Raw genomic sequence first — 25,196 nt, 5'->3', positions numbered from 1 at the left:
ACACTGTCCAGTCCCCGCCCGGTTGTAAAGCCTTAGCCGGCCTTGCGCTCGTGGCCCCGGCCCCGGGCAGGTCTGCGCCTGCGGCCCTTACCCGGTGAATTGGCTGGTTTTCCTTTGTTCGCAGAAGGTTGCACACCCTCCCATGGACGGCCACTGGCAACGGGCACATCCATCTTCAGGATTTTCTGAATGTCCTTCAGAAGCCCCGCCTCGTCGGGCGAACAGAAGGCCACGGCGCGCCCTTCGGCACCGGCCCGCGCGGTGCGTCCGATACGGTGAACATAGCTGTCGGGCACGTTCGGCAGATCGAAATTATAGACATGGCGCACATCCGGGATGTCGATCCCGCGCGCTGCCACATCCGTCGCCACAAGCACCCGCGCCTCACGCTCCTTGAACGCCTTCAATGCGCGGTCGCGCTGACCTTGGCTTTTGTTGCCATGGATCGATTCCGCCGCGAAACCCGCGCTTTCCAGGTTGCGCTTGAGTTTCTCCGCGCCATGCTTGGTCCGCGAAAAGACAAGCGCCAGCTCCTCCCGGTGCTCGCCCAGCAATTCCTTGAGAAGGCCGGACTTTTCCGACTGTGCGATGAAGTGAACGGATTGCGTGATCTTGTCCGCAGCCTTGCCCGGCGGCGACACTTGCACGCGCACGGGCGAGGTCAGATAGGTCTGCGCGATCTCGTTCATCTGCTTGGGCATCGTCGCCGAGAACAGCATGGTCTGCCGCTCCGCAGGCAACACCGCCGCGATCTTGCGCAGGGCGTGGATGAACCCGAGGTCGAGCATCTGGTCCGCCTCATCCAGCACGAGGAACCGGGTGTTCCCAAGGTCGAGCGCGCGCCGCTCCATCAGGTCGATAAGCCGCCCCGGCGTCGCCACAAGGATATCCGTGCCACGCTCAAGCCGCTTGATCTGGGCTCCGATGGATTTACCGCCCACCACGATATTAAGGCGCAGATGGCTTTTGCCCAGATACATCAGAAGGTTCTCGAAAATCTGGTTGGCCAGCTCACGGGTCGGCGCCAGAACAAGGCCACGCACGCCGCGCGGCCCCGGCTTGACCTGTTCGGTCAGCATGATCTGCGCCAATGGCAAACCAAAAGCGGCGGTCTTGCCCGTTCCGGTCTGGGCAAGGCCCATCAGGTCGCGCCCTTCCAGTGCAACGGGGATCGCCCGGTTCTGAATCGGCGTAGGGTCTGTGATGCCGTTTTCCGTCAAACGGGTCACCAGTCGCTCGGACAGACCGAGCATTTTGAAATCACTCACAATTTTTCCTTTTCCGGCAACGCCGGTTCCATGGCCCCAAGGGGCACGTACGTCAGGTATGGAAAGGGCCGCGCCCGTTCCATTGGCATCCTGCGTGATATGGACCCCGGTGAAACATGCCTTCGTCTGCGCCCTTTGCAATTTCTGCTGGCGGCCCCGCTCACGCGGCGGGGGACGATGGCCTTGAGGGGCACATGGCCCCTTATGCCGGTCAAGTCAACGCGAAATCACTTTTCCGTCCCGTCGCTTTTGCGCCGAAGACAGCGGTTCGGCTGCTCAAGCCCCTCCCAAACCGCGCCGCAATAGGCACAGCGCCACTGTCCGGCATCACGGTTCTTGCGCCATCGGCAAAGGCGCATATCCGGCCGCGAAAAGATCAACATCAGGACAAAGGCCAGAACAAGTCCCGCAACAATGATCATACGCGCCTCCGGTTAACACAACGCTAAGGACTCTCGGCCATGCTAGGCACGCCGGGTAGTCTCAACCGGTATCACAGGCCCATGCGAATGTGCAGGCGCTTGCGCGGCTTTTCGCGCCACGCCGCCCGGCATGTGGTTGGGCTTGGTCATTGCCAAACGGCGCGTCGCGGAAGATTTGAAACCTCGCGATTTCCTGACTGGACGGCATCCCTCAATCGCCACTACAGTCCGCCCTCATGAGCCGTATTGCCCCCTCACCCCCCGCGCCCCTCGGGTTGACGCCGCTTGATATCTCGCTTGGCGTCATGGTTGCGCTGGTCTGGGGTATGGGCTTTGTGTTTGCCAAGGCGGCAATCGCGCATTTCCCACCTATCCTTTTGATGGCCTTTCGGTTTTCGGTCACGGCGCTGGCGCTGATCTGGTTTGTCCGCATGCCACGCGGACAGTTGCTCTCGTTGTTCTGCATCGCGTTCGTCGCCGCCGGGTTTCAATATGGGCTGACCTTCACCGGCCTCAAGGAACTGGATGCCGGGGCAGCCGCACTGATCGTTCAGCTTGAAGTGCCGTTTCTGGTGATCATCGGCGCGCTCTTTCTGGGCGAGGCACCGGGGTGGCGCAAATGGGCAGGCATCGCGCTCGCCTTTGTCGGCGTATGGTATATTTCCGGCGCGCCCCAGATCGCCAGCGCCTGGACCTCGGTGCTGATGGTGGTTGGCGGCGCGTTTTTCTGGGCCGTGGGTCAGGCCATGATCCGACGGCTCGAAGGGATTGACGGCCTGACCGTCACCGCATGGATCGCGGTCATGGCCACACCTCAGCTTTTCCTCGGCTCGTTGCTGGTGGAAAGCGGTCAGATCGCCGCGATAAAAGGGGCGGGTTGGATCGTATGGTCCGCCGTTCTTTACCTTGGGCTGATCATGACCGCGTTTGGATATGGTCTCTGGAACACGCTCCTGCGCCGCAATCCAGTCAGTCAGGTGGCTCCCTTCCTGCTGCTTTTGCCGCTCTTTGCGGTTGTGGGTGGCATGGTTTTCCTTGGCGAAGTGCCGGGTCCACAGACGTTGATGGGCGGTGCGCTGGTCATCGCCGGCGTCGGTTTCATCCTCTTTACCCGCGATTGAGCCCTCAGAGCAGCAGGATATGCCCGGCAAGGCCCATAAGAAACCCCGCGACCCCGCCTAACGGTGGCGCCCAATGCCGCTCGAGCCGGACCTGTGGCGCGACATCCTGAAACATGAGGTAAACGATGCCTCCGGCTGAAAACATCATGATCGCGCCCAGCGTTGCAGGCTGATCCACCAGAAAAACAAGGCCCCCCGTCGCGGCCAGAGGGCCAAGCGGCACCATGAGGGCAAAGAGCGCCAGAAGATGCCACGAGGTCGTCTTGCCGGTCTGCTGCATCTCGCGGAACGCATTGAACCCCTCGGGGATGTTCTGAAGCATGATCATCAGGGCAAGAAGCGTCGCAGTGGCCGCCTGATCGGCCAGCATCGCCCCCAGGGCCATCGCCTCGGGTAAATAATCAAGCATCATCGCGGTGAACTGCGCAGCCTTGCCGCCCTTGCGCGACAACACCCTGTCGATCCACATCAGAAGCCAGCCGCCAGCGGCAAAGCTCAGCAAGGCAAGCCATTTGGGCGCGCGCTCGCTTCCTTCGGGGATCAGCACAAGCGCCACCGCCGAGAAGAGCGCGCCAGCACCGAAGGCTATGACCGCATGGCGAAGCTCATCTTCATGCCAGTTCGGCAGGCACCGCTCGACCATGGCCATGGACGCCCCGGCCGGGATCGAAACTCCAGCCAGCGACGCCAGCAACAACGCCTGAAGAAAGTGCTCCGGCATGTTCGCTCCTTTTTCAGAACGGGGTCGCCCGGGTCCAAGCCCGGACGAGACCGGACTTAGAGCGCGCGTTCAGCCATCAGTTTCTTGATCTCCGCAATCGCCTTGGCCGGATTGAGGTTCTTGGGGCAGGTCTTGGTGCAGTTCATGATCGTGTGGCACCGATAGAGCTTGAACGGGTCTTCCAGATCATCGAGCCGCTCGCCCGTGGCCTCATCGCGGGAATCGATGATCCAGCGGTATGCATGAAGCAATGCCGCCGGCCCGAGATATTTGTCGCCGTTCCACCAATAGGATGGACAGGCCGTCGAGCAGCACGCGCACATCACGCATTCATAAAGACCGTCAAGCTTTTCGCGGTCGTCGATCGACTGTTTCCACTCTTTCGCGGGCCGGTTCGTCGTCGTCTCAAGCCAAGGCATGATGCTTGCATGTTGGGCATAGAACAGGGTCAGGTCGGGGATCAGATCCTTGACCACCGGCATGTGCGGCAGCGGATAGATTTTGACGTCGCCCTTGACCTCGTCCAGCCCGTAGATACAGGCGAGAGTATTGATCCCGTCGATGTTCATCGCGCAGGAGCCACAGATGCCTTCACGACAGGACCGGCGGAACGTGAGCGTCGGATCAATCTCATTCTTGATCTTGATCAGCGCGTCGAGGATCATCGGACCACAGCTATCCATATCGAGAAAATAGGTATCGACACACGGATTCTTGCCCTCATCCGGGCTCCAGCGATAAATCTGGAACTTGCGCACGTTGCTGGCGCCTTCGGGCTTGGGCCACGTCTTGCCGCGTGTGATACGCGAGTTCTTGGGTAGGGTAAGCTGAACCATTCCTAGTCCTCCGTCTCAGCCGGCCAGCAGGGTAATGCTGTTCTCGGCGATGCAATTCACCGACTCGGGGCGGCGGGCAATTGCCAGAACCTCCTCGACCGTCGATTGGGTGACACCAGTGACCGATGCGCTGGCGATGTTGAGAATTTCGGACGCGCTGGCCGCGTCGATGATGCAATCCGTGACCGGTGCTGCGTTCACCCCCGGAAAGCGTTGCGCCACGACGCTGTTGATCACGGTCTTGGCGCGGTCGCGCGCGACCCGGTCTGCGGCATCGTTTACCGGCGCACAGGCCCCAAGGCCCAGCGTCACGATCATGAGGGCCGCACCGCACCTCATGCCGAGCCCGCCGCAAGACAGGCATTGGCCGCATCCGCCTGATCATCCGAGACGCTGGCCCCAGAGATGACGGTCACGATGGGCCTGCCTTCGTCAAAGAAGGTTTCTGTCTCGTAATCGCCGCGAATCCCGGCCTTGATCACGCAGGCCCCTAACCGCTCGGGCGGGCCACCAAACGCGGGCGGCGCCTGGGGCGTTGTGGCGGCGGGCGCGGTCAGCGCCCCGTCGCAGGCCGCCAGCGGCAGTAACGCACATGCGGGCCATATGGCGCGCGTATACCGCATCAAAAGGTCCGTTCCTTGGGGGCGATCTTCTTGAGGTTGATGCCGCCCTGCTTCTCCTTGGTGAGCGGCGCCTCGATGATCGGGCGATAGCTCAGGTCCACATCCGTGCCATCGACGCGGGCAATCGTGTGAACGCGCCAATTCTCGTCGTCTCGCGTTGAATGGTCCTCATGGGCGTGCGCGCCGCGGCTTTCCTTGCGCGCCTCGGCGCCATGGATGGTGGCCAGCGCGTTGGGCATCAGGTTGGTCAGCTCAAGCGTTTCCATCAGATCGCTGTTCCACACGAGACTGCGATCCGTCACCTTGATATCGCCAAGCTTTCCGGCAATCTCGGTCATCTTGTCGACACCCGCCTTCAGCGTCTTCGACGTGCGGAAGACCGCCGCGTCCTCCTGCATGGTCTTCTGCATCTCGAGCCGCAGTTCGGCGGTTGGCGTGCCCCCGTCGGCATGGCGCAGACCATCGAACCGGTCGAACGCCTTGTCGACCTGCTCGGAATTGGTTCCGGGCACCGCGCTTTCGGGATCGACAACCTTGCCCGCCCGGATCGCCGCCGCGCGGCCAAAGACCACAAGGTCAATGAGCGAGTTCGAGCCGAGCCGGTTCGCGCCATGCACGCTGGCGCACCCTGCCTCGCCCACCGCCATCAGCCCCGGAACGATCGCATGCGGGTCTTTCTGGGTCGGGCTCACCACCTCGCCCCAGTAATTGGTCGGAATGCCGCCCATATTGTAATGCACGGTTGGCAGAACCGGGATCGGCTCCTTGGTGACATCGACCCCCGCAAAGATCTTGGCGCTTTCCGAAATTCCCGGCAGACGCAGGTTCAGCGCCTCGGCGGGAAGATGGCTCAGATTCAGGTGGATGTGATCGCCATTCTCGCCCACGCCGCGCCCTTCGCGGATTTCCATGGTCATCGACCGGCTCACATAATCGCGCGGAGCAAGATCCTTGTATTGCGGGGCGTACCGCTCCATGAACCGCTCGCCTTCCGAATTGGTCAGATATCCACCCTCACCGCGTGCGCCCTCGGTGATCAGGCAGCCCGACCCATAGATACCCGTCGGGTGGAACTGCACGAACTCCATGTCCTGAAGTGGCAGACCGGCGCGCGCCACCATTCCACCGCCATCACCGGTGCAAGTATGCGCACTCGTGGCCGAGAAATACGCGCGCCCATAGCCACCGGTGGCCAGCACCACCATCTTGGCGTTGAAGACATGCATCGTGCCATCGTCAAGCTTCCAGCAGACGACGCCGGTGCAAGCCCCATCGGTCATGATCAGGTCAATTGCGAAATACTCGATGTAAAACTCGGCATTGTGCTTGAGGCTTTGGCCATAAAGCGTGTGCAGGATCGCGTGGCCGGTGCGGTCTGCGGCGGCACAGGTCCGCTGCACGGCGGGGCCTTCACCGAATTCAGTTGTGTGCCCGCCAAATGGGCGCTGATAAATCTTGCCCTCTTCGGTGCGGCTGAAGGGAACGCCGTAATGCTCAAGCTCGTAAACCGCCTTCGGCGCCTCGCGGGCGAGGTATTCCATAGCATCCGTATCACCCAGCCAGTCCGACCCCTTCACGGTGTCGTACATATGCCATTGCCAATGGTCGGGCCCCATGTTGCTAAGCGATGCAGCGATCCCGCCCTGAGCGGCCACGGTGTGCGACCGCGTTGGGAAAACCTTGGTCACACAGGCGGTGCGAAGGCCCTGTTCGGCCATGCCCAGCGTGGCGCGCAAACCGGCTCCGCCGGCTCCGACGACCACGACGTCATAATCATGCGTCTCGTATTCGTAAGCAGCCATTCGTTATTACTCCGGTCTTTAAAGGGCGATCTTGGCAATGGCGAAAAGGCCCGCGGCCATTGCGCCATAGCTCACGCAAGTCAGCAGGATGATCCACACCGTGCGCGCCGTGCCATGCACATAGTCTTCCAGAAGAACTTGCACGCCGTCGCGAAAATGCTTGAACCCCACGATGATCGTGAGCGCGGCCACCAGCGCAGGAAAGGGTCGGGCAAAATAGGCCACGACCTCGGCATGAGGGCGGCCCAGCATGGAGCCGAACATGAAGATGAAGACCGGAATGAGAACCAGCAGCCCGACACTCGTCAGTTTCATCGCCCAGAAGTGATGCACGCCCGAGTTGGCCGATCCCAACCCTTCGGCGCGCTTGCGATCCGTCAGATAACGCATGATCCTGCTCCCTCAGATAACGATCACGGTCAGAACCGTGAGAACGACCGAACCGCCCACACAGATCCAGCCCAGCATCTCGGCGCGTTTGATCTCGAGCATCGCGCCGGTATCCCAGATCAGGTGCCGCACACCGGCAAGCGTGTGATACCAAATCGCCCAGAGCGAGCCGAACATGATCAGGTCACCCACCCAGCTTGTCACGATCCCGTCCACGGTGGCGAAATAATCCGGTCCTGCCGCCGCCGCCAGAAACCACCAAACCATGAGAAGCGCGCCCAAAAGCAGGGCATTGCCGGTGATCCGTGTGAGGATCGAGCTGATCGAGGTGATTTGCGGGCGGTAGATCGTCAGGTGGGGTGAAAGCGGGCGGTCGCCCCTGTTCACATCTGCCATGGTGTCGCGTCCTTCCAGTTCTGGTCTGGCGCCGCAGGCCTGACCCTTTGGCGGCACCCTTCACTCCGTTTTAACGCGCCTGTCAGCAAAGCACAGGAAAAAACCAAGCAACCCGAGCGCAAAAGGCCGCATTTGGTTAATTTGTGATCACGCTGAAAATTCAGTGATCACAAAAATGGGCCTTAAACCACTCATGTCATGAGCATCTGCGCGGACCGTCGCCAAGAGCCGCGCCTGCCCTCGCACCGCGTCCACCGCGGATCAGACCGGAATCAGCGCCCAATAGTCGAGATCGAGCAGCACATCGGGAAGGTATTTGCCATCATCTGCCCTAAGGCTGAATGGCGCGCCACCCTTGGTCGCCACCAGCCTGAGACGTAGCGCGCCCACGCCCGGTGTTCCGGTCTCGGCCTTGTCCAGAACCTCGGACCACGCCCGAATCGTATCGCCGGCGAAACACGGGTTGGCGTGCGCCCCACCATTAAGCCCCACGACCATCTGCGCATTGGCCAGCCCGTTGAAACTCAGCGCGCGGGCCATCGAAATCACGTGCCCCCCATAGATAAGCCGCTGTCCGTCGGGGCGCGATCGCACGTCGAAATGCACCTTGGCCGTGTTCTGCCACAGGCGGGTGGCCATCATGTGTTCGGCCTCCTCGACTGTCACGCCATCCACATGGTCGATGGTTTCGCCAACCTCGTAATCGCCCCAGCGATGCGGCTCTCCGGCAAGATCGAAATCATACTCCGAAAACGTGAGGCCATCGGGCACAACAAGATCGCCCACATCAAGCGCTGACTTGAGATCAGGGATGACCGTCTCGGGCGCGGGGGCTTCCGTGTCGCGTTTGCGCACCATTGCCCAGCGCACATAGTCGATCACCACCTCGCCATGCTGATTGTGCCCCTTCGTGCGCACCCAGACGACGCCGGATTTTCCGTTCGAATTTTGCTTGACCCCGATCACCTCGGAGGTCGAATTGATCGTGTCACCCGCATAGACCGGGCGGCGCCATCGCCCTTCGGCATACCCCAGATTGGCCAGTGCATTGAGCGAGATATCCGGCACAGTCTTGCCAAAGACCACGTGAAACGCCGCGATGTCATCAAGCGGACTTTGCGGCAAACCACAGGCCTGCGCGAACGCATCCGAGGAATAAAGCGCATGCCGCGCCGGATAGAGCGCGTGGTATAGCGCCCGTTCGCCCGCGCCAACCGTGCGTGGCACGGCATGGCGAATCGTCTCGCCCACAGTGTAATCCTCAAAGAAGCGCCCCGCGTTGGTCTTTGCCATGATCACTGCTCTCCCAGTTTCGTGTCGGGCGTGTAGGTGCCCGGCGCATCCTTGACCACGGCCTGCCCGGCGCGCATCACCCCGTTGGCCGCATCAAAGGCATAGGTCGGCCCGCCATGAAGCTCCCACCCCTTGTTGAGCGCCTCCGTCACCTTGTGACAAAAGGCCGATGTGTCGTCCTCGCTCAGAAACCGATAGAGTTTCATCCTGTCCTCCTCATCCCGGAAACGGCCAGACACCCAGCCACGCATGTATACCCGAGATCACGATGAACATCGCCAGAGTGATCATCAAGAGCAGCGGATCGCGCGCCGGGTCGCCGGGCTCGGGCCGGTCCCAAGGCTCGGACCGGTTGATCACGACAACCTCGGCCACGGCCCAGATCAGAAGCCCGCCAAATAGAACGATCGACGCCAGATCACCATTCACAAGAAGATGCGCCACCGCCCAGACCTTGACCGCCGCAAGCTGTGGATGCCGCATCTTGCCGCGAAGCCGCCCGGTGGTCTGGCTCATCCCGAAAAGGAATACGGCGCCAAGCATCATCACATTATTGATATGCACGGTCCACGCGGGCGGCGTCCAGACCGGCACAAAGTCGGCCATGCGATACCCAACGATCATCAGGACAAGGCCGCCGACAACCCCGGCCGCCACGATGCCGCGACCGGCCTGACCCATAGCCGCGCGGCGCGCGGGCGCGATCCGCTTGAAGAAATGCGCCAGTGCCCAAAGCACCAGCCCCAGCACGACAATCAGCATACCCATGGCTTAACCCTCTCCCATCTCTGACACCGCATGTGCCTTGGCCAGCACACGCTTTGCGGCAAAGACATGCAGGTTCTCAACGATCTGTCCATCCACCACGGCAATTCCCTGCCCCGAGGCCATGCTTTCCTCATAGGCCGCGATCTGCCGTTCCGCGAGGTCGATCTCCGAACTTGTGGGTGCGAAGGCCACGTTTGCGCCGTCGATCTGCGCGGGATGGATCAGTGTCTTGCCGTCAAACCCCAGATCGCGCCCCTGTTCGCATTCCGCCTTGAGCCCGTCCCCATCGCGGAACCGGTTATAGACCCCGTCAATTGCCACGATCCGCGCGGCCCGCGCCGCCATCACAATGGTCTGAAGCGCGGTCATCAACGGCAGGCGGTCGGCGCGAGAGCGGCTTCCGAGATCCTTGGTCAGATCGTTCGTGCCGGTCACGAGCCCCGCCACCCGGCCATGGGCCGCAATCTCGCGCGCGTTGAAAACGCTGACCGGTGTTTCCATCATGACCCAGATCGGCATGTCCGCCGGAAGCAGATCGGCAAGGCTGTCCACATCGGGGGCCGAATTGACCTTGGGCAAAAGGATCGCGTCCGCGCCCGCGTCGCGCAAGACCCGCACATCGTCGAGCCCCCATTCGGTTGTCAGCGCGTTGATGCGGACGATCTTGGCGCGCTTGCCATAGCCCCCCTCGCGCAACGCATTGGCAAGCGTTTCACGCGCCTGCGCCTTGGCATCTGGCGCCACCGCATCCTCGAGGTCGAAAATGATCGCGTCGGTCGGCAGGCTCCGCGCCTTTTCAAGCGCACGTTCCTTCGATCCGGGGATATAGAGAACGGATCTGTAGGGGCGGTTCGTCATGTCCATGGCGGCACCTCGCGCGTTGGCTTGGATAATTTTCTTGCGCAGGGATGCCACTTTTCGCCCAAAAACTTCAAGTGCTTTTACGCCGCGTTGCAGCGTGCGCCGCGTGTTTTCCAAAATGCGCGCGGCGTTAACCGCGTTTTCAGACCCGGTTCGGCACTCTGGTGCGCAACATGCGGCAGGGACCCAACCAGAAGGAAAGGGTGAATTCATGAATAGGATGATGATAGGCGCGGCCGCTCTGGCCATCCTGTCCGGGCCGCTTTCGGCACAAGGCCGAAATTGCGCACCGCGCGACGTGGTGGTCGAGCGTCTTGCCTCGGCATATGGCGAATCCCGGCAATCCATGGGCCTTGGCGCCAACAACGCGGTGATCGAGGTTTTCGCATCTGCGACCTCGGGCACATGGACCATCACCGTCACCAATGTCCGGGGCGTCACCTGCCTCGTGGCCAGCGGTCAGGCATTCGAGCAATTGGCCGAAGCGCTGCCGATACCGGGTCAGGATGCCTGAGGCATCCCGTCCACATTTCAGGTGAGCGCCACTTGGATCAGGCGCAGACCCGTCAGCACCAGCACGACATAGGTGATCCCGAAGAACCAACTCTCGGCCACGCGCCTGTGCAGCACGACGCCCAGCCACGCCCCGGCCAAAGCAAACGGCACAAGCCACAGGTCAAGCCACAGGGTCGCGGGGGTGAATAACCCCTGCGCCCCGTAAAGGCCGGCTTTCACCACGTTCAGCACCCCAAAGACCAGCACGGTCGTGGCCTGAAACCGCGTCTTGCCGATGCCCTTGGACAAAAGATAGACCGCCACGGCAGGACCGCCCGCATGGCTCACATAGCTCGTGAACCCCGCCAGAGCTCCAAGCACGGCCCCGGCCCAGCCCGGCATCGACTCAGACCGCGCCACGGCCTGTCCCGGCCACACCCGCCAAGCCACGAACAGCACACAGACAAGTCCAATGATAAGCCGGAACACATCTGCATCGGCCACCTGATACAACCCGGCACCAAGCAGCACACCCGGCAACGCCCCCAGCAGAAGCCGCTTGGCGCCCGCGCTGTCCCATTGCCGCCAATAGGGTCGCAAGGTTGCCGCGTCGATCACAAGAAGCAACGGCAGCATGATGCCCAACGCCTGTCCGGGGGGCACGAAAAGCGCCAGAATCGCCGCCCCCAAAAAGGCCGCCCCTGATCCGAAGCCACCCTTGGAGATGCCAGCAAAAAGCGCCGCGAAGGCACCGATCACAATCACCTCCCACCCGAAGCCAGCCATGCAATTGCCCCCTGAAATAGCGCCTGAACCACAGGTTTAGCTTGTTTCTCGGGGCCGATACAGCCACGTCGCGCGGTCACGCCGCACTGCGGCACCCTTGCGTGGACGGTCGCAAAGGGCTAGGCCCGTATCCGACATTTCAACTGATCCGGAGATCATCCAATGGCCAGACCCAAGATCGCTCTCATCGGGGCAGGACAGATCGGCGGCACGCTCGCCCATCTTGCGGCCCTCAAGGAACTGGGCGACGTCATCCTCTTTGACATCGCCGAAGGCACCCCCGAAGGCAAGGCACTCGACATCGCCGAATCCGGCCCGGCCGAGGGGTTCGATGCAAAGCTCAAGGGCACGCAGGACTATGCCGATATTGCCGGCGCGGATGTCTGCATCGTCACCGCCGGCGTCCCGCGCAAGCCGGGGATGAGCCGCGACGACCTTCTGGGCATCAACCTCAAGGTCATGAAATCCGTGGGCGAAGGCATCCGGGACAATGCGCCGGGCGCCTTCGTGATCTGCATCACCAACCCGCTTGATGCGATGGTCTGGGCGCTTCGCGAATTCTCGGGCCTGCCGCATAACATGGTCTGCGGCATGGCCGGCGTTCTCGACAGCGCCCGCTTCCGCCACTTCCTCAGCCTCGAATTCGACGTGTCGATGCGTGATGTATCGGCCTTCGTTCTGGGCGGCCACGGCGACACGATGGTCCCGCTCGCGCGGTATTCGACCGTGGGTGGCATCCCCCTCCCCGATCTGGTCGAGATGGGCTGGACCACGCAGGACAAGCTTGACGCCATCATTCAGCGCACCCGCGATGGCGGCGCCGAAATTGTCGGCCTGCTCAAGACCGGTTCGGCCTTCTACGCCCCCGCCACCTCGGCCATCGAAATGGCCGAAGCCTTCCTCAAGGATCAGAAACGCGTTCTGCCCTGCGCCGCCTATGTGGATGGCGCGTTGGGGCTTGAGGGCATGTATGTGGGCGTGCCCACCGTCATCGGCGAAGGTGGCATCGAACGCGTCATCGACATTCAGATGAATGACGACGAACAGGCGATGTTCACCAAATCCGTCGATGCGGTCAAAGAACTGGTCGAGGCCTGCAAGGAGATCGACGGCTCTCTCACCTGAGACTGTTTATCGTGGATAGTGACTTTTGGGCGCCTCATTCGGGGCGCCCATTTTTATGTCCTGAGCACCTCGAACACCTCCGGATGCCGCGCCCTCAACGCCGCGTCAAAGCTGTCCGCGCTGAGATCCGCATTGTCCGCCTGCGGGGCGATCCCGCCCGCCGGATCAAGAGCTGGATCAACGATCAGTCCAAGATCGGACAGGCGGCGTTCGGCCTCGGGATCAAGCATCTTGAGCCGGTCGTGAAACCTCAGCATCTCTTCAAGCGTGCCGCAATCCTGCAATAGCGCGGACACCTGTGCGCGCCGATGCTCGGACACGATCTTTTCAAGCCAGCGTGGCTCATGGAGGCCATACCGGACCACTTTCACCACGAAATGCAGCGGCGTCAGGCCGTTGAAATGCAATAGCGTCGCCGCCTGTGACCGAAATTGCCGCGCGCGATGATCGGGCCCTCGCTTGCCGCCGCGAAACGACCAGTGAATTCCCAACTCGAAGTCACCCTCGGTCGGGACGATGGATTTGCCCTGAGAATGCCCCGGCAGCCCTTTGTTGAGATAAGGCAGCAACGGTCCGAAATACGCAGCATCGAAATCCGTAAGGCCGCGTGTCGAGCGCCGGAATCCGCCCTGAAAAAGCGATCTGACAGGTGCGGCTTCGCGATAGAACCGCTCGACCACGGGCACGTTCACTTCACAGTCGAAGGGCGCCAGATGCCTCAGCTCATTGACGAGCGGACGGTGCTGCCAGAGAAACTCGTCCGCATCGAGATGCAGAAGCCAGTCGGTATCCGCGCGGTCACGCGCATGATTGGCATTGATCGCCTGCCGCCGCATCTGTGAGACGGGTCTTACGCCCTTGGGCCCCTGCGCCTGCCACCACTCCGTATCGCATTGGATCACCCGGACACGGTCATGCCCCGCCAGCGCCCCAGCAGCCGGATCACCCGGACGATCCAGATAGACATGCACATGCCGCGCTCCGGTCGAAAGATGCCACGCCACGTTCGCCAGCACGAGCTGCTCAGGCTCATCCACCGTAAGAACGACACCCCAGCTTGGGTTTTGTGCCTGCATGCCCAGTCCTTTCAGCTTTGGCCAAGGGCGTCGATTCTATTCGAGTCAACGGTCCGCGCCCTTGTGATCACAGGAATTTGCCATGTGATCACAAAATTGCAAAAATTGGCGCAAATTCCCCTATACACCCAGAATCCGCTTTAAATCCCGAATAACCTGCTCAGTATACCAAAGCAATTGGACCAACATGGGATAAGTTCATGAACATCCACGAGTATCAGGCGAAGGCATTGCTTCGCTCCTATGGCGCACCGGTTTCGGATGGGCGCGTCGTCCTTCGCGCCGAAGAAGCCAAGACAGCCGCAGGCGAAATGGACGGGCCGCTGTGGGTGGTCAAGGCACAGATCCACGCGGGCGGTCGCGGCAAGGGCACCTTCAAGGAAAGTGGCGCCGGCGAAGAGGGTGGCGTCCGCCTTGCCAAATCCGTCGAGGAAGCGGCAGAAGAAACCAAGCGCATGCTGGGCCGCACCCTCGTGACGAAACAGACCGGCCCGGCGGGCAAACAGGTCAACCGCATCTATATCGAGGATGGATCAGGCATCGAGAGCGAGTTCTACCTCGCCCTTCTGGTGGACCGTCAGACAAGCCGGATAAGCTTCGTCGCCTCGACCGAGGGCGGCATGGACATCGAAGAGGTGGCCGAGAATACCCCCGACAAGATCCTGTCATTCAGCGTCGATCCGGCCACGGGCTATCAGCCCTTCCATGGCCGCCGCATCGCCTTCAACCTCGGCCTGACCGGCAAACAGGTCAAGCAATGCGTCGCGCTGATGGGCACGCTCTACAAGATGTTCTTGGAAAAGGACATGGAGATGCTCGAGATCAACCCGCTGATCATCACCGATGCGGGCGACCTCAAATGCCTTGATGCCAAGATGGGGTTCGATTCCAACGCCATCTACCGCCATTCCGACATTGCCGAGCTGCGCGACACCACCGAAGAAGACCCCAAAGAGCTTGAGGCCAGCAAGTATGACCTCAACTATATCGCGCTCGACGGTGAAATCGGCTGTATGGTCAATGGCGCGGGCCTCGCCATGGCGACAATGGACATCATCAAGCTTTATGGGGCCGAGCCTGCCAACTTCCTCGACGTGGGCGGCGGGGCCACCAAGGAAAAGGTGACCGAGGCGTTCAAGATCATCACGTCCGATCCGCAGGTCAAAGGCATCCTCGTCAACATCTTCGGCGGCATCATGCGCTGTGACGTCATCGCCGAGGGCGTGGTCGCGGCGGTCAAGGATGTGGGCCTGTCGGTCCCCCTCGTCGTTCGGCTCGAAGGCACGAATGTCGAAGAGGGCAAGAAGATCATCAACGAGAGCGACGTCGACGTCATCGCGGCGGACGATCTCAAGGACGGCGCCCAGAAGATCGTGAAGGCGGTGAAGGGGTGATGAGTAACCGCGTAGGGTGGGCAATCTGCCCACCTTTCCCCGCCCATCGTGGGCAATCTGCCCACCCCACGGATTGACCACATGAAACACATCGCCATCTTCCTCCTGACCCTCTCCCCCGCCGTCGCCTATGCGCAGGTGCTTGAGGAATTAACGATGCAACTGCGCGACTCCGACGGTATCTGGCGGATGCAGGGCGGGCTCGCGGCGTGTCTTGGCGGGTTCGAGAGCCCCTCCACGCCAGAGCAGACGGCCAACGCCTTTGAACATATGGAATGGCAAAACGCCGGGAGCTATGGCGGCCTGACCGAATACGCATACAAAGACAGCAGCGCGCTGGTGGCCCAAAACGGCACCTTCTGTGAAATCGCAGATATGGGCGTGCCCCAGACCGAAGCCGCCGATCTCGTGCGCCGGACCTTTGCCGAAATGAGCGAGCCGCTCTGGACCCAAAGCACAAGCGCGGCAGGCTGCACGACCTTCACCTCGCCCTCGGGCCGGGTGATCGAAATCTCTAGCGGCGGGCAGGATCCCATCTGCGGCGACACCCCCACCAGCGCGATCCGCGTTTTGAACGAAGCGTCCAAAGGGTGACCCGGTCGCCTCATACAATCAGCACGGGCAGTTTGCCCACAATGTACGAAAATAACGCAAGGAGCCACGAAACATGGCCGTACTCGTAGACAAGCACACCAAGGTGATCTGTCAGGGCCTCACCGGCTCGCAGGGCACGTTCCACTCGGAACAGGCTATCGCCTATGGCACCCAAATGGTTGGCGGCGTCACTCCCGGCAAGGGCGGTCAGACCCATCTCGACCTGCCCGTCTTTGACAGTGTCCACGAGGCGATGCATGAAACGCAGGCAAACGCGAGCGTCATCTATGTGCCGCCGCCCTTCGCCGCCGACTCGATCCTCGAGGCGATCGACGCGGAAATGCCCCTGATCGTCTGCATCACCGAAGGTATCCCGGTGCTTGACATGATGCGCGTGCAACGCGCGCTCGAAGGCTCCAAATCCACGCTCATCGGGCCCAACTGCCCCGGTGTCATCACACCCGACGCCTGCAAGATCGGCATCATGCCCGGCCACATCCACAAGCGCGGCTCCTGCGGCGTGGTCTCGCGCTCCGGCACGCTGACCTATGAGGCGGTGAAGCAGACCACCGATGTGGGCCTCGGCCAATCCACCTGCGTTGGCATCGGCGGCGATCCGATCAAGGGAACCGAGCATATCGACGTGCTGGAATGGTTCCTCGCCGATGACGAGACGGAATCGATCATCATGATCGGCGAGATCGGCGGCTCGGCCGAAGAAGACGCCGCACAGTTCCTCGCCGATGAAAAGAAAAAAGGCCGCTGGAAACCCACGGCGGGCTTCATCGCCGGCCGCACCGCCCCTCCGGGCCGCCGCATGGGCCATGCCGGTGCCATCGTGGCAGGCGGCAAGGGCGGCGCCGACGACAAGATCGACGCCATGCGCAGCGCGGGCATCGTCGTGGCCGACAGCCCTGCGGGATTGGGTGAGGCCGTGCTTGAGGCGATCGACAAGGGATGAATTCGGTATTGCAGAAGGCGGATGTGACACAATTGCGGGCCACTGCTGCGGGCCTCGCAGCCGCTATGTGTTTTGCCGGACCGGTGTCGGCGGAGGTGGCGGTATCCGACCTGCCGGATATCGCGGCGCCCTGTCTCGTGTCGCCGACAACGGCGGAGGCGCTGGAGGCAGACATCCTCTCCGCGGGTTGGCAGCCGGTGGAGGACGACAACCCGCAGTATCAGGCGCTGGTCGTCGATACGCTGGCCGTGCAGCGCGGCTTCGATGGCGCAAGCCCGGAAGATCGGGTGCTCAACCGCGATTTTTTGCGTGAAATCATCGTGGACGAGCCGTTCTTGGCGCTGACGAAAAATCGCTTTGAACGCGACGGCGCGGCCCTGCTGATGGGTACGGTGGATCAGGCCGATGCGCTTTCGGTCTTCTGCCTCGTCATGGCGGAAGAGATGGACGGCGCCGATTCGCTTCTTGCGGCGGAGGGTGCGGAAACGCTCGCAGGACCCGTCCGCAACTACAGCCTCCATCTTGACCTGCCGGACCCGACATACCTTTTCGCCGTTCAACTCTGGCGATCCGACCTGCCCGATGCAGACGAACTCGGCCTGGTGGGCCACTACGGATTAGAGATCAACCACGCCTTCACCACCGAAGAGTGACGGCGCAACCCTAGAGGTCCCCATGACCGACCAATCCCCCAACGACCAATTCCACGCCTCCAGCTTCATGCAGGGGCACAACGCGGAATATCTCGAACAGCTTTACGCGCGTTACGCCAACGACCCCAACGCCGTAGATGAAGCGTGGCGCGATTTCTTCGCCCAGATGGACGATTCCGAGGTCGAGGTGAAGGCCGAGGCCGCAGGCCCTTCATGGGCGCGCTCCGATTGGCCGCCGCAGCCGATGGATGATCTCACCAGCGCCCTGACCGGGCAATACCCCCCCGAGCTTGAGGCCAAGCAAGCGGCCAAGAAGATCGCCTCCAAGGCCACCGAGAAAGGTGTCGAGGTTACCGATGAGGCGATCAAGCGGGCCGTGCTCGATTCCGTGCGCGCCCTGATGCTCATCCGCGCCTACCGTATCCGCGGCCATCTCGTGGCCGATCTTGATCCCTTGGGTCTGCGCGAACAAAGCTACCGCCCCGAACTTGACCCCAAGTCCTATGGCTTCACCGAGGCCGACATGGACCGGCCCATCTTCATCGACAACGTGCTCGGCCTTCAGGTCGCCTCGATCCGCGAAATTCTTGGTGCGGTGCGCAGCACGTATTGCGGCACCTTCGCGCTGCAATACATGCACATTTCCGACCCCGAGCAATCGGGCTGGCTCAAGGAACGGATCGAAGGCTACGACAACGAAATCCGCTTCACCCGCGAAGGCCGCAAGGCCATCCTGAACAAGCTGGTCGAGGCCGAGGGATTCGAGAAATACCTGCACGTGAAATACATGGGCACCAAGCGCTTCGGCCTTGATGGCGGCGAAAGCCTCATCCCGGCGATGGAACAGGTGATCAAGCGCGGCGGCAGCCTTGGCGTCAAGGATATCATCATCGGCATGCCCCACCGGGGCCGCCTCTCGGTTCTGGCCAACGTGATGGGCAAACCCTACCGCGCGATCTTCAACGAATTTCAGGGCGGCAGCTTCAAACCCGAGGACGTGGACGGTTCGGGCGATGTGAAATACCATCTCGGCGCCTCGTCCGACCGCGAATTCGATGGCAATTCCGTGCACTTGTCGCTCACCGCCAACCCCAGCCACCTCGAGGCGGTGAACCCGGTCGTTCTGGGCAAGGCCCGCGCCAAACAGGACCAGAACCACGATACCGAACGCACCTCTGTGCTGCCTGTCCTGCTGCACGGCGATGCGGCCTTCGCGGGTCAGGGTGTCGTGGCCGAATGCTTCGGTCTCAGCGGGCTCAAGGGCCACAAGACCGGCGGAACCATGCATATCGTGGTCAACAACCAGATCGGCTTCACCACCGCGCCGCATTTCTCGCGCTCCTCGCCCTATCCGACCGATATCGCCCTGATGGTCGAGGCGCCGATTTTCCACGTCAACGGCGACGACCCCGAGGCCGTGGTGCATGCCGCCAAGGTGGCCACCGAGTTCCGCCAGAAGTTCAAGAAAGACGTGGTGATCGACATCATCTGTTATCGGCGCTTCGGCCATAACGAGGGGGATGAACCGATGTTCACGAACCCCATCATGTACAAGAAGATCAAGCAGCAGAAGACCACCCTGTCGCTCTATACCGAACGTCTGGTCAAGGACGGTCTCATCCCCGAGGGCGAGATCGACGACATGAAGGCGTCATTCCAGTCCTACCTCGCTGACGAATTCGAGGCGGGCAAGGACTACAAACCCAACAAGGCCGACTGGCTGGATGGTAAGTGGTCTCACCTCGACCGCAAGGATGAGGATTATCAGCGCGGCGAAACCTCGATCGAAGAAAAGACCTTCAACGAAATCGGCGAGGCGCTGTCGACCCCGCCCAAGGATTTCCCTCTGCACAAGACTGTCTCGCGCCTGCTTGAGAACAAGGCAAAGATGTTCGAAAGCGGCACAGGTTTTGACTGGGCCACCGCCGAAGCCCTCGCCTTCGGGTCGCTCCAGACCGAAGGGTATCCGGTCCGCTTGTCGGGACAGGACTGTGCCCGCGGCACCTTCAGTCAGCGGCATTCGGCCCTGATCAATCAGGAAACCGAAGAACGGTATTATCCGCTCAACAACATCCGCAAAGGTCAGGCCGGCTACGAGGTGATCGACTCGATGCTGTCGGAATATGCCGTTCTGGGGTTCGAGTACGGCTTCACGCTGGCCGAACCGAACGCGCTGACCTTGTGGGAGGCGCAGTTCGGCGACTTCGCCAATGGTGCGCAGATCATGTTCGATCAGTTCATCTCCTCGGGCGAAAGCAAATGGCTGCGCATGTCGGGCCTCGTCTGCCTGCTGCCGCATGGCTATGAGGGGCAGGGGCCGGAACACAGTTCGGCCCGGCTGGAACGGTTCCTGACAATGTGCGGTCAGGACAACTGGATCGTCGCGAACTGCACGACGCCCGCCAACTATTTCCACATCCTGCGGCGGCAGTTGCACCGCACCTATCGCAAGCCGCTCATCATGATGACGCCGAAATCGCTCCTGCGGCATCGCCTCTGTGTCTCCAAAACCGAGGAATTCACCACCGGTTCATCCTTCCACCGGGTGTTGTGGGATGATGCGCAATACGGCAATTCCGATACCGAACTGGTGGCCGACGACAAGATCAAGCGCGTTGTGCTTTGTTCGGGCAAGGTCTATTTCGACCTTCTGGAAGAGCGTGACGAGCGTGGGATCGATGATGTCTACCTGATGCGCATCGAACAATTCTATCCTTTCCCGGCCCAGTCGATGGTCAAGGAGATGGAACGCTTCACCAATGCCGATGTCGTCTGGTGCCAGGAAGAGCCGAAAAATCAGGGCGCCTGGTCCTTTATCGAACCCAACATCGAATGGGTGCTGACCCGCATCAAGGCCAAGCAATCCCGGCCTATCTATGCAGGGCGCCCCGCCGCGGCCTCGCCTGCCACGGGGCTGGCCGCGACACATAAGAAACAACAAAAGGCGCTGGTTGATGCCGCGCTGACCATTGAAGGGAATTAAGCCATGAGCACCGAAGTCCGCGTCCCCACACTTGGCGAATCCGTGACCGAGGCAACCGTCGCCACTTGGTTCAAGAAGCCCGGCGATCAGGTTGCCGCAGATGAAATGCTGTGCGAGCTCGAAACCGACAAGGTGACGGTCGAGGTGCCTGCCCCCGCCGCCGGAACCATGGGCGAGATCGTCGCAGACGAGGGCGAGACCGTGGGCGTCGATGCCCTTCTCGCCACGATCGAAGAAGGCGAGGGCAAGGCCGCCGGCAGCGCCGGGTCCGACACCAAATCTGATCCCGAGCCCGAGACCAAGTCCAAGGCGTCGAGCGACGATGGTAAGACCCAACCCGCCTCAAGCAGCTCGAACGGCGACAAGGGCAATATCGACGTCATGGTCCCCACACTGGGCGAATCCGTGTCCGAGGCCACCGTCTCGACATGGTTCAAGAAAGTGGGCGACAACGTCAGTCAGGACGAAATGCTCTGTGAGCTTGAAACCGACAAGGTCTCGGTCGAAGTGCCCTCACCCGCCGCTGGCACGCTTTGCGATATCCTCGCTCAGGAAGGCGACACGGTTCAGGCCAATGGCAGGATCGCCGTGATCTCGGGCTCCGCCGATGGCACGATGACACCCGAGGTGCGCCCCGAACCGATGGACGAAACCGCCGAAGGCGGACAATACAGCACCCCGCCCGCGGGCAAGGACGCCGAAGATACCGAGGATGCGCCCGCCGCCAAGAAGGCCATGGCCGAAGCCGGGCTCAGCCGCGATCAGGTCGAAGGCACGGGCCGCGATGGCCGCATCATGAAAGAGGATGTGGCCCGCGCGAAATCCGGCGCCGGCAAAGGCGGCGCGGCCACCTCCAAGGCCGACAAACCCGCAAGCGCCCCGCGCAAGCCGGTCTCGGCCGATGACGAGGCGCGCGAGGAACGGGTCAAAATGACCCGCTTGCGTCAGACCATCGCCCGCCGCCTGAAGGAAAGTCAGGACACCGCGGCGATGCTCACCACCTATAACGAGGTGGACATGACCGAGGTCATGGCGCTCCGGTCGCAATACAAGGAAGAGTTCCAGAAGAAGCATGATGTGAAACTGGGCTTCATGTCCTTCTTCACCAAGGCTTGCTGCCATGCGCTTAAGGAGGTGCCCGAGGTCAATTCCGAGATCGACGGGACGGACATCGTCTACAAGAACTTCGTGCACATGGGCATCGCCACCGGCACTCCCACCGGCCTTGTCGTCCCGGTGATCCGCGACGCCGATTCAATGTCCTTCGCCGAGATCGAAAAGGCCATCGCCGAAAAAGGCGCCCGCGCCCGCGACGGCAAGCTCTCCATGGCCGAGATGCAGGGCGGCACGTTTACCATCTCCAACGGCGGCGTCTACGGCTCGCTGATGTCTTCACCCATCCTCAACCCGCCGCAATCGGGCATCTTGGGCATGCACAAGATTCAAGACCGCCCCATGGTCGTCAACGGCGAGATCAAGGCCCGCCCGATGATGTATCTGGCATTGAGCTACGATCACCGCATCGTCGACGGCAAAGGCGCGGTGACGTTCTTGGTGCGGGTGAAAGAGGCACTGGAAGATCCCCGGCGGTTGTTGATGGATCTGTGAGCGATCCGGATTACGAGTGGGACGCCGCCAAGGCCACACAGAACATGGCCAAACACGGCGTCCCGTTCGAGACGGTCACCGGGTTCGACTGGCGCACGGCGATCGAGGCCGAGGACACCCGCTATGACTATGGCGAGACACGGATGCAGGCTCTTGGCAAGATCGACGGCAGATACCACGTTCTTGTCTACGCTTGGCGTGGCGACCGTATCCGCGTAATCTCGCTGCGCAAGGCCAACCGGAGGGAACTACCATGAGCATACGTCCCAAGCCGCCAGAAGGCTTTGATGAAAACCCGCCACTCGATGCGGATTTCTTCGCCCGCGCCCGCCCCGCCGCCCCCGGCGAAGCCGCCCGCCTGCGCGCGGTGCTGGAACGCATCGTGAAGGCGCATGAGGAGGGCCGGTCTGTGGACGACGCGATTTCAGAGGCGCGCGAGACGTTGGCGGGTGCGGAATGACACCACTGGAACGAACCAATCTGGTACTGGCCAAAATACTTGAAAAAGCCATGGAGAACGGCGTGAGCCATTGGTCATTGCAGTTTGACGACCTTGAACTTGATCAGGAATTCGCAACTCATTTTTATCCGTGTGTGAAATGGCTGGAAGCTGAAGGCCTTATAAGGGTTGGGGAGTACGCCAGAACTTCGGGTGGAATCGCCAATGGGTCAGTCGAAAACATCTCCTTAACGTCCCTAGGCATGACTGTATTAGGAACGGAAATTGAAGTAGGCGGAAGAAAAGAGCCACTCTCGAAAGCTGTGACTGACATTAGTGAGGGACGTGTTGACTACCATCGAATTGGCGATGCAATCGGTGGCCTGATTGGTGGTGTTATCAAATCGGTTGGCGGCTAATATGACCCCCGAACTCACCGCCCTCACCCTCGCCGCGCTTCTGCAGGTCGTCCAATACCTGCTCTACGCGGTCCCGGCCAATCTCGAACTTGGCCCCGGCTACACCATGTCCGCCCGCGACCGCGAGCCGTCGAAACAGATGTCCGACGGCACCGCCCGCCTTGGCCGTGCCCTCACCAACCATTTCGAAGGGCTGATCCTCTTCACCATCGCCTGCGTCGCCGTCACGCTCGGCGACAAATCCACCCCCGTCACCGCCGCCTGCGCGTATACCTACCTCGCCGCCCGTGTGGTCTATATCCCGGCCTATTACCTCGGCCTGCGCCCGTGGCGCTCGCTGATCTGGGCGGCGGGCTTCCTCGCCACCGTGCTCATGCTCTTGGCGGCGCTCCTCTGATGCTTCATCTTTCCCAAAATACTCCGGGGGAGTCGCGCCCCACGCGACGGGGGGTCGCCATTGATGCGCCATTGGTTCAAGCACAATGGCGACGCCCCCAAACCCCACCGACGCGATACCGACAGAATACCGACGCGGGTACCGACGCGCAAAAACGAAAGGACTCTGACCCATGGCATCCTATGACGTGATCATTATCGGCTCCGGCCCCGGCGGCTATGTCTGCGCCATCCGCTGCGCCCAGCTTGGCCTGAAAACCGCCGTGGTCGAAGGCCGCGAAACGCTGGGCGGCACCTGCCTCAACGTGGGCTGCATCCCCTCCAAGGCGCTCCTCCACGCAAGCCACATGCTCCACGAGGCCGAAGAGAATTTCGCCAAGATGGGCCTCAAGGGCAAATCGCCCTCGGTCGATTGGAAACAAATGCTCTCCTACAAGGACGAGACCATCGGCCAGAACACCAAGGGCATCGAATTTCTGTTCAAGAAGAACAAGATCGACTGGCTCAAGGGCTGGGGCTCCATCCCCGAGGCGGGCCGCGTCAAGGTCGGTGACGAAACCCATGAGGCCAAGAATATCATCATCGCATCAGGCTCCGAACCCAGCAGCCTCCCCGGCGTCGAGGTCGACGAGAAAACCGTCGTCACCTCCACCGGCGCGCTCGAGCTTGGCAAAGTGCCCAAGAAAATGGTCGTGATCGGCGCGGGCGTCATCGGGCTTGAACTGGGCTCGGTCTATGCCCGTCTCGGCTCCGAAGTGACGGTCGTGGAATACCTCGATCACATCACCCCCGGCATGGACCCTGAGGTGCAAAAGACGTTTCAGCGCACGCTCAAGAAACAGGGCCTGACCTTCATCATGGGTGCCGCGGTTTCGGGCACCGAAGCCATGAAAACCAAGGCCAAGGTTCATTACAAGCTGCGCAAGGACGATAGCGAGCATACGCTCGACGCCGATGTCGTGCTCGTCGCCACCGGGCGCAAACCCTATACCGACGGGCTGGGCCTCTCGGAACTGGGTGTCGAACTGACGGACCGCGGCCAGATCAAGACCGACGACCACTGGCAGACATCCGTCAAGGGTATCTATGCCATCGGCGATGCGATTGACGGCCCGATGCTTGCTCACAAGGCCGAAGACGAGGGCATGGCCACCGCCGAGGTGATCGCGGGCAAGCATGGCCACGTGAACTACGGCGTGATTCCCGGCGTGATCTACACCCACCCCGAAGTGGCGGCAGTGGGCAAGACCGAGGCCGAGCTGAAGGACGAAGGGCGCGAATACAAGGTCGGCAAGTTTTCCTTCATGGGCAATGGCCGCGCCAAGGCCGTGCATGCGGGCGATGGCTTCGTCAAGCTGCTCGCCGACAAGGAAACCGACCGCATTCTCGGCTGTCACATCATCGGGCCGGCGGCGGGCGATCTCATTCACGAGGTCTGTGTCGCCATGGAATTCGGCGCCTCCGCCGAAGACCTCGCGCTCACCTGCCACGCGCACCCCACCTTCTCCGAAGCGGTGCGCGAAGCCGCCCTTGCCTGCGGCGACGGTCCGATTCACGCCTGACCTGCCAGCGCATCCGCGTCGCAACCAAAGCCAAGCAAAGCCCCGGCAGGCCGCCGGGGCTTTAATTTTTGGGGCAATTTAAAGCATCCGACTTTTAACCTGAGACATATCTGGCAGCCTTGAAGTAATTCCAGCACTCGTCCGGGGAGAAGAGGTCGCATATTTCCGCGAGAGCGCTGAACATGTCGGTAAATGTTCTCGCCC

General features: G+C 61.5%; 29 protein-coding genes. 14 read left to right on the top strand and 15 right to left on the bottom strand.

The features are described 5' to 3' along the window. Positions 1-32 precede the first annotated feature (32 nt). Together V8359_RS16570 and V8359_RS16565 are read right to left on the bottom strand one after the other, a co-directional pair. On the bottom strand, positions 33-1,268 hold the full coding sequence (locus tag V8359_RS16570) for a DEAD/DEAH box helicase (protein WP_336430197.1): 1,236 nt from the start codon (positions 1,266-1,268) through the stop codon (positions 33-35). A 227-nt stretch (positions 1,269-1,495) separates the two neighbouring features. After that, positions 1,496-1,690: a hypothetical protein gene (locus V8359_RS16565; protein WP_336430196.1), complete on the bottom strand. Its 195-nt coding sequence runs from the start codon at positions 1,688-1,690 to the stop codon at positions 1,496-1,498. 236 nt (positions 1,691-1,926) lie between these two features. On the opposite strand from V8359_RS16565, the gene V8359_RS16560 reads away from it, so the two are divergent. Then, positions 1,927-2,811: a DMT family transporter gene (locus tag V8359_RS16560; RefSeq protein ID WP_336430195.1), complete on the top strand. Its 885-nt coding sequence runs from the start codon at positions 1,927-1,929 to the stop codon at positions 2,809-2,811. 4 nt (positions 2,812-2,815) lie between these two features. On the opposite strand, the gene V8359_RS16555 is transcribed toward V8359_RS16560, so the two are convergent. The 11 genes from V8359_RS16555 to V8359_RS16505 all read right to left on the bottom strand — a co-directional run bounded on the left by V8359_RS16555 (position 2,816) and on the right by V8359_RS16505 (position 10,504). After that, entirely contained in the window at positions 2,816-3,532 is a 717-nt protein-coding gene (locus tag V8359_RS16555) for a ZIP family metal transporter (RefSeq protein ID WP_336430194.1), read from the bottom strand. Positions 3,533-3,588: 56 nt separating this feature from the next. Continuing rightward, positions 3,589-4,368: a succinate dehydrogenase iron-sulfur subunit gene (locus tag V8359_RS16550; RefSeq protein ID WP_336430193.1), complete on the bottom strand. Its 780-nt coding sequence runs from the start codon at positions 4,366-4,368 to the stop codon at positions 3,589-3,591. A 15-nt stretch (positions 4,369-4,383) separates the two neighbouring features. Next, positions 4,384-4,707: a succinate dehydrogenase gene (locus V8359_RS16545; RefSeq protein WP_336430192.1), complete on the bottom strand. Its 324-nt coding sequence runs from the start codon at positions 4,705-4,707 to the stop codon at positions 4,384-4,386. Next, on the bottom strand, positions 4,704-4,991 hold the full coding sequence (locus V8359_RS16540; protein ID WP_336430191.1) for a hypothetical protein: 288 nt from the start codon (positions 4,989-4,991) through the stop codon (positions 4,704-4,706). Before V8359_RS16540 ends, V8359_RS16545 begins: the two co-directional genes overlap by 4 nt. After that, positions 4,991-6,793, bottom strand: a complete 1,803-nt coding sequence (sdhA, locus tag V8359_RS16535) for a succinate dehydrogenase flavoprotein subunit (protein ID WP_336430190.1) — start codon at positions 6,791-6,793, stop codon at positions 4,991-4,993. The genes V8359_RS16540 and sdhA overlap by 1 nt, the downstream gene beginning before the upstream one ends. A gap of 18 nt (positions 6,794-6,811) precedes the next feature. After that, positions 6,812-7,183 carry a succinate dehydrogenase, hydrophobic membrane anchor protein gene (gene sdhD / locus V8359_RS16530; protein ID WP_336430189.1) on the bottom strand — a complete coding sequence of 124 codons (372 nt, stop codon included), beginning with the start codon at positions 7,181-7,183 and terminating at the stop codon, positions 6,812-6,814. Positions 7,184-7,195: 12 nt separating this feature from the next. Further along, on the bottom strand, positions 7,196-7,579 hold the full coding sequence (gene sdhC, locus V8359_RS16525) for a succinate dehydrogenase, cytochrome b556 subunit (protein WP_336430188.1): 384 nt from the start codon (positions 7,577-7,579) through the stop codon (positions 7,196-7,198). Positions 7,580-7,840: 261 nt separating this feature from the next. Further along, positions 7,841-8,872, bottom strand: a complete 1,032-nt coding sequence (locus tag V8359_RS16520; protein WP_336430187.1) for a MaoC family dehydratase — start codon at positions 8,870-8,872, stop codon at positions 7,841-7,843. A 2-nt stretch (positions 8,873-8,874) separates the two neighbouring features. Beyond that, the gene (locus V8359_RS16515) at positions 8,875-9,078 is read right to left on the bottom strand and encodes a DUF1737 domain-containing protein (protein ID WP_336430186.1); all 204 of its coding nucleotides are present in this window, start codon (positions 9,076-9,078) and stop codon (positions 8,875-8,877) included. A gap of 10 nt (positions 9,079-9,088) precedes the next feature. Then, entirely contained in the window at positions 9,089-9,640 is a 552-nt protein-coding gene (locus V8359_RS16510; protein WP_336430185.1) for an NnrU family protein, read from the bottom strand. 3 nt (positions 9,641-9,643) lie between these two features. After that, positions 9,644-10,504: an HpcH/HpaI aldolase/citrate lyase family protein gene (locus tag V8359_RS16505; RefSeq protein ID WP_336430184.1), complete on the bottom strand. Its 861-nt coding sequence runs from the start codon at positions 10,502-10,504 to the stop codon at positions 9,644-9,646. Positions 10,505-10,721: 217 nt separating this feature from the next. Here V8359_RS16505 and V8359_RS16500 point away from each other — a divergent pair, with 217 nt between their 5' ends. Continuing rightward, a complete protein-coding gene (locus V8359_RS16500; RefSeq protein ID WP_442970397.1) occupies positions 10,722-11,015 on the top strand; it encodes a hypothetical protein in 294 nt (97 codons plus the stop codon). A gap of 17 nt (positions 11,016-11,032) precedes the next feature. On the opposite strand, the gene V8359_RS16495 is transcribed toward V8359_RS16500, so the two are convergent. Then, positions 11,033-11,782 (bottom strand): sulfite exporter TauE/SafE family protein, encoded by a 750-nt coding sequence (locus V8359_RS16495; RefSeq protein WP_336430182.1) that lies wholly within the window; start codon positions 11,780-11,782, stop codon positions 11,033-11,035. Between the two features lie 162 nt (positions 11,783-11,944). On the opposite strand from V8359_RS16495, the gene mdh reads away from it, so the two are divergent. Next, a complete protein-coding gene (mdh, locus tag V8359_RS16490; protein ID WP_336430181.1) occupies positions 11,945-12,907 on the top strand; it encodes a malate dehydrogenase in 963 nt (320 codons plus the stop codon). Positions 12,908-12,960: 53 nt separating this feature from the next. Here mdh and V8359_RS16485 read toward each other — a convergent pair whose 3' ends face one another. Further along, positions 12,961-13,983: a glycosyltransferase family 2 protein gene (locus V8359_RS16485; protein ID WP_336430180.1), complete on the bottom strand. Its 1,023-nt coding sequence runs from the start codon at positions 13,981-13,983 to the stop codon at positions 12,961-12,963. A 200-nt stretch (positions 13,984-14,183) separates the two neighbouring features. On the opposite strand from V8359_RS16485, the gene sucC reads away from it, so the two are divergent. From sucC to lpdA, 11 genes are all read left to right on the top strand, one after another. Further along, positions 14,184-15,377 carry an ADP-forming succinate--CoA ligase subunit beta gene (gene sucC, locus V8359_RS16480; protein WP_336430178.1) on the top strand — a complete coding sequence of 398 codons (1,194 nt, stop codon included), beginning with the start codon at positions 14,184-14,186 and terminating at the stop codon, positions 15,375-15,377. Positions 15,378-15,458: 81 nt separating this feature from the next. Next, complete coding sequence (locus V8359_RS16475) at positions 15,459-15,971, top strand: hypothetical protein (protein WP_336430177.1); 513 nt, start codon at positions 15,459-15,461, stop codon at positions 15,969-15,971. Positions 15,972-16,044: 73 nt separating this feature from the next. Continuing rightward, a complete protein-coding gene (gene sucD, locus V8359_RS16470) occupies positions 16,045-16,932 on the top strand; it encodes a succinate--CoA ligase subunit alpha (RefSeq protein ID WP_336430175.1) in 888 nt (295 codons plus the stop codon). 8 nt (positions 16,933-16,940) lie between these two features. Then, a complete protein-coding gene (locus V8359_RS16465; RefSeq protein WP_336430174.1) occupies positions 16,941-17,585 on the top strand; it encodes a hypothetical protein in 645 nt (214 codons plus the stop codon). Positions 17,586-17,607: 22 nt separating this feature from the next. Next, the gene (locus V8359_RS16460; RefSeq protein WP_336430173.1) at positions 17,608-20,568 is read left to right on the top strand and encodes a 2-oxoglutarate dehydrogenase E1 component; all 2,961 of its coding nucleotides are present in this window, start codon (positions 17,608-17,610) and stop codon (positions 20,566-20,568) included. 3 nt (positions 20,569-20,571) lie between these two features. After that, complete coding sequence (gene odhB, locus V8359_RS16455; RefSeq protein WP_336430172.1) at positions 20,572-22,176, top strand: 2-oxoglutarate dehydrogenase complex dihydrolipoyllysine-residue succinyltransferase; 1,605 nt, start codon at positions 20,572-20,574, stop codon at positions 22,174-22,176. Continuing rightward, positions 22,173-22,433 carry a BrnT family toxin gene (locus tag V8359_RS16450; RefSeq protein WP_336430171.1) on the top strand — a complete coding sequence of 87 codons (261 nt, stop codon included), beginning with the start codon at positions 22,173-22,175 and terminating at the stop codon, positions 22,431-22,433. Before odhB ends, V8359_RS16450 begins: the two co-directional genes overlap by 4 nt. Beyond that, positions 22,430-22,636 (top strand): hypothetical protein, encoded by a 207-nt coding sequence (locus V8359_RS16445; protein WP_336430170.1) that lies wholly within the window; start codon positions 22,430-22,432, stop codon positions 22,634-22,636. Before V8359_RS16450 ends, V8359_RS16445 begins: the two co-directional genes overlap by 4 nt. Further along, the gene (locus V8359_RS16440) at positions 22,633-23,034 is read left to right on the top strand and encodes a hypothetical protein (RefSeq protein ID WP_336430169.1); all 402 of its coding nucleotides are present in this window, start codon (positions 22,633-22,635) and stop codon (positions 23,032-23,034) included. The genes V8359_RS16445 and V8359_RS16440 overlap by 4 nt, the downstream gene beginning before the upstream one ends. A gap of 1 nt (position 23,035) precedes the next feature. Further along, complete coding sequence (locus V8359_RS16435; protein WP_336430168.1) at positions 23,036-23,431, top strand: MAPEG family protein; 396 nt, start codon at positions 23,036-23,038, stop codon at positions 23,429-23,431. 172 nt (positions 23,432-23,603) lie between these two features. Then, a complete protein-coding gene (lpdA, locus tag V8359_RS16430; protein WP_336430166.1) occupies positions 23,604-24,992 on the top strand; it encodes a dihydrolipoyl dehydrogenase in 1,389 nt (462 codons plus the stop codon). Positions 24,993-25,196: the final 204 nt, after the last annotated feature.

This window comes from Roseovarius sp. E0-M6 (assembly GCF_037083845.1).
GTDB lineage: Bacteria > Pseudomonadota > Alphaproteobacteria > Rhodobacterales > Rhodobacteraceae > Roseovarius.
The sequence above is the reverse complement of the archived record's forward strand: the minus strand, read 5'-3'. Positions and strand labels throughout refer to the sequence as shown.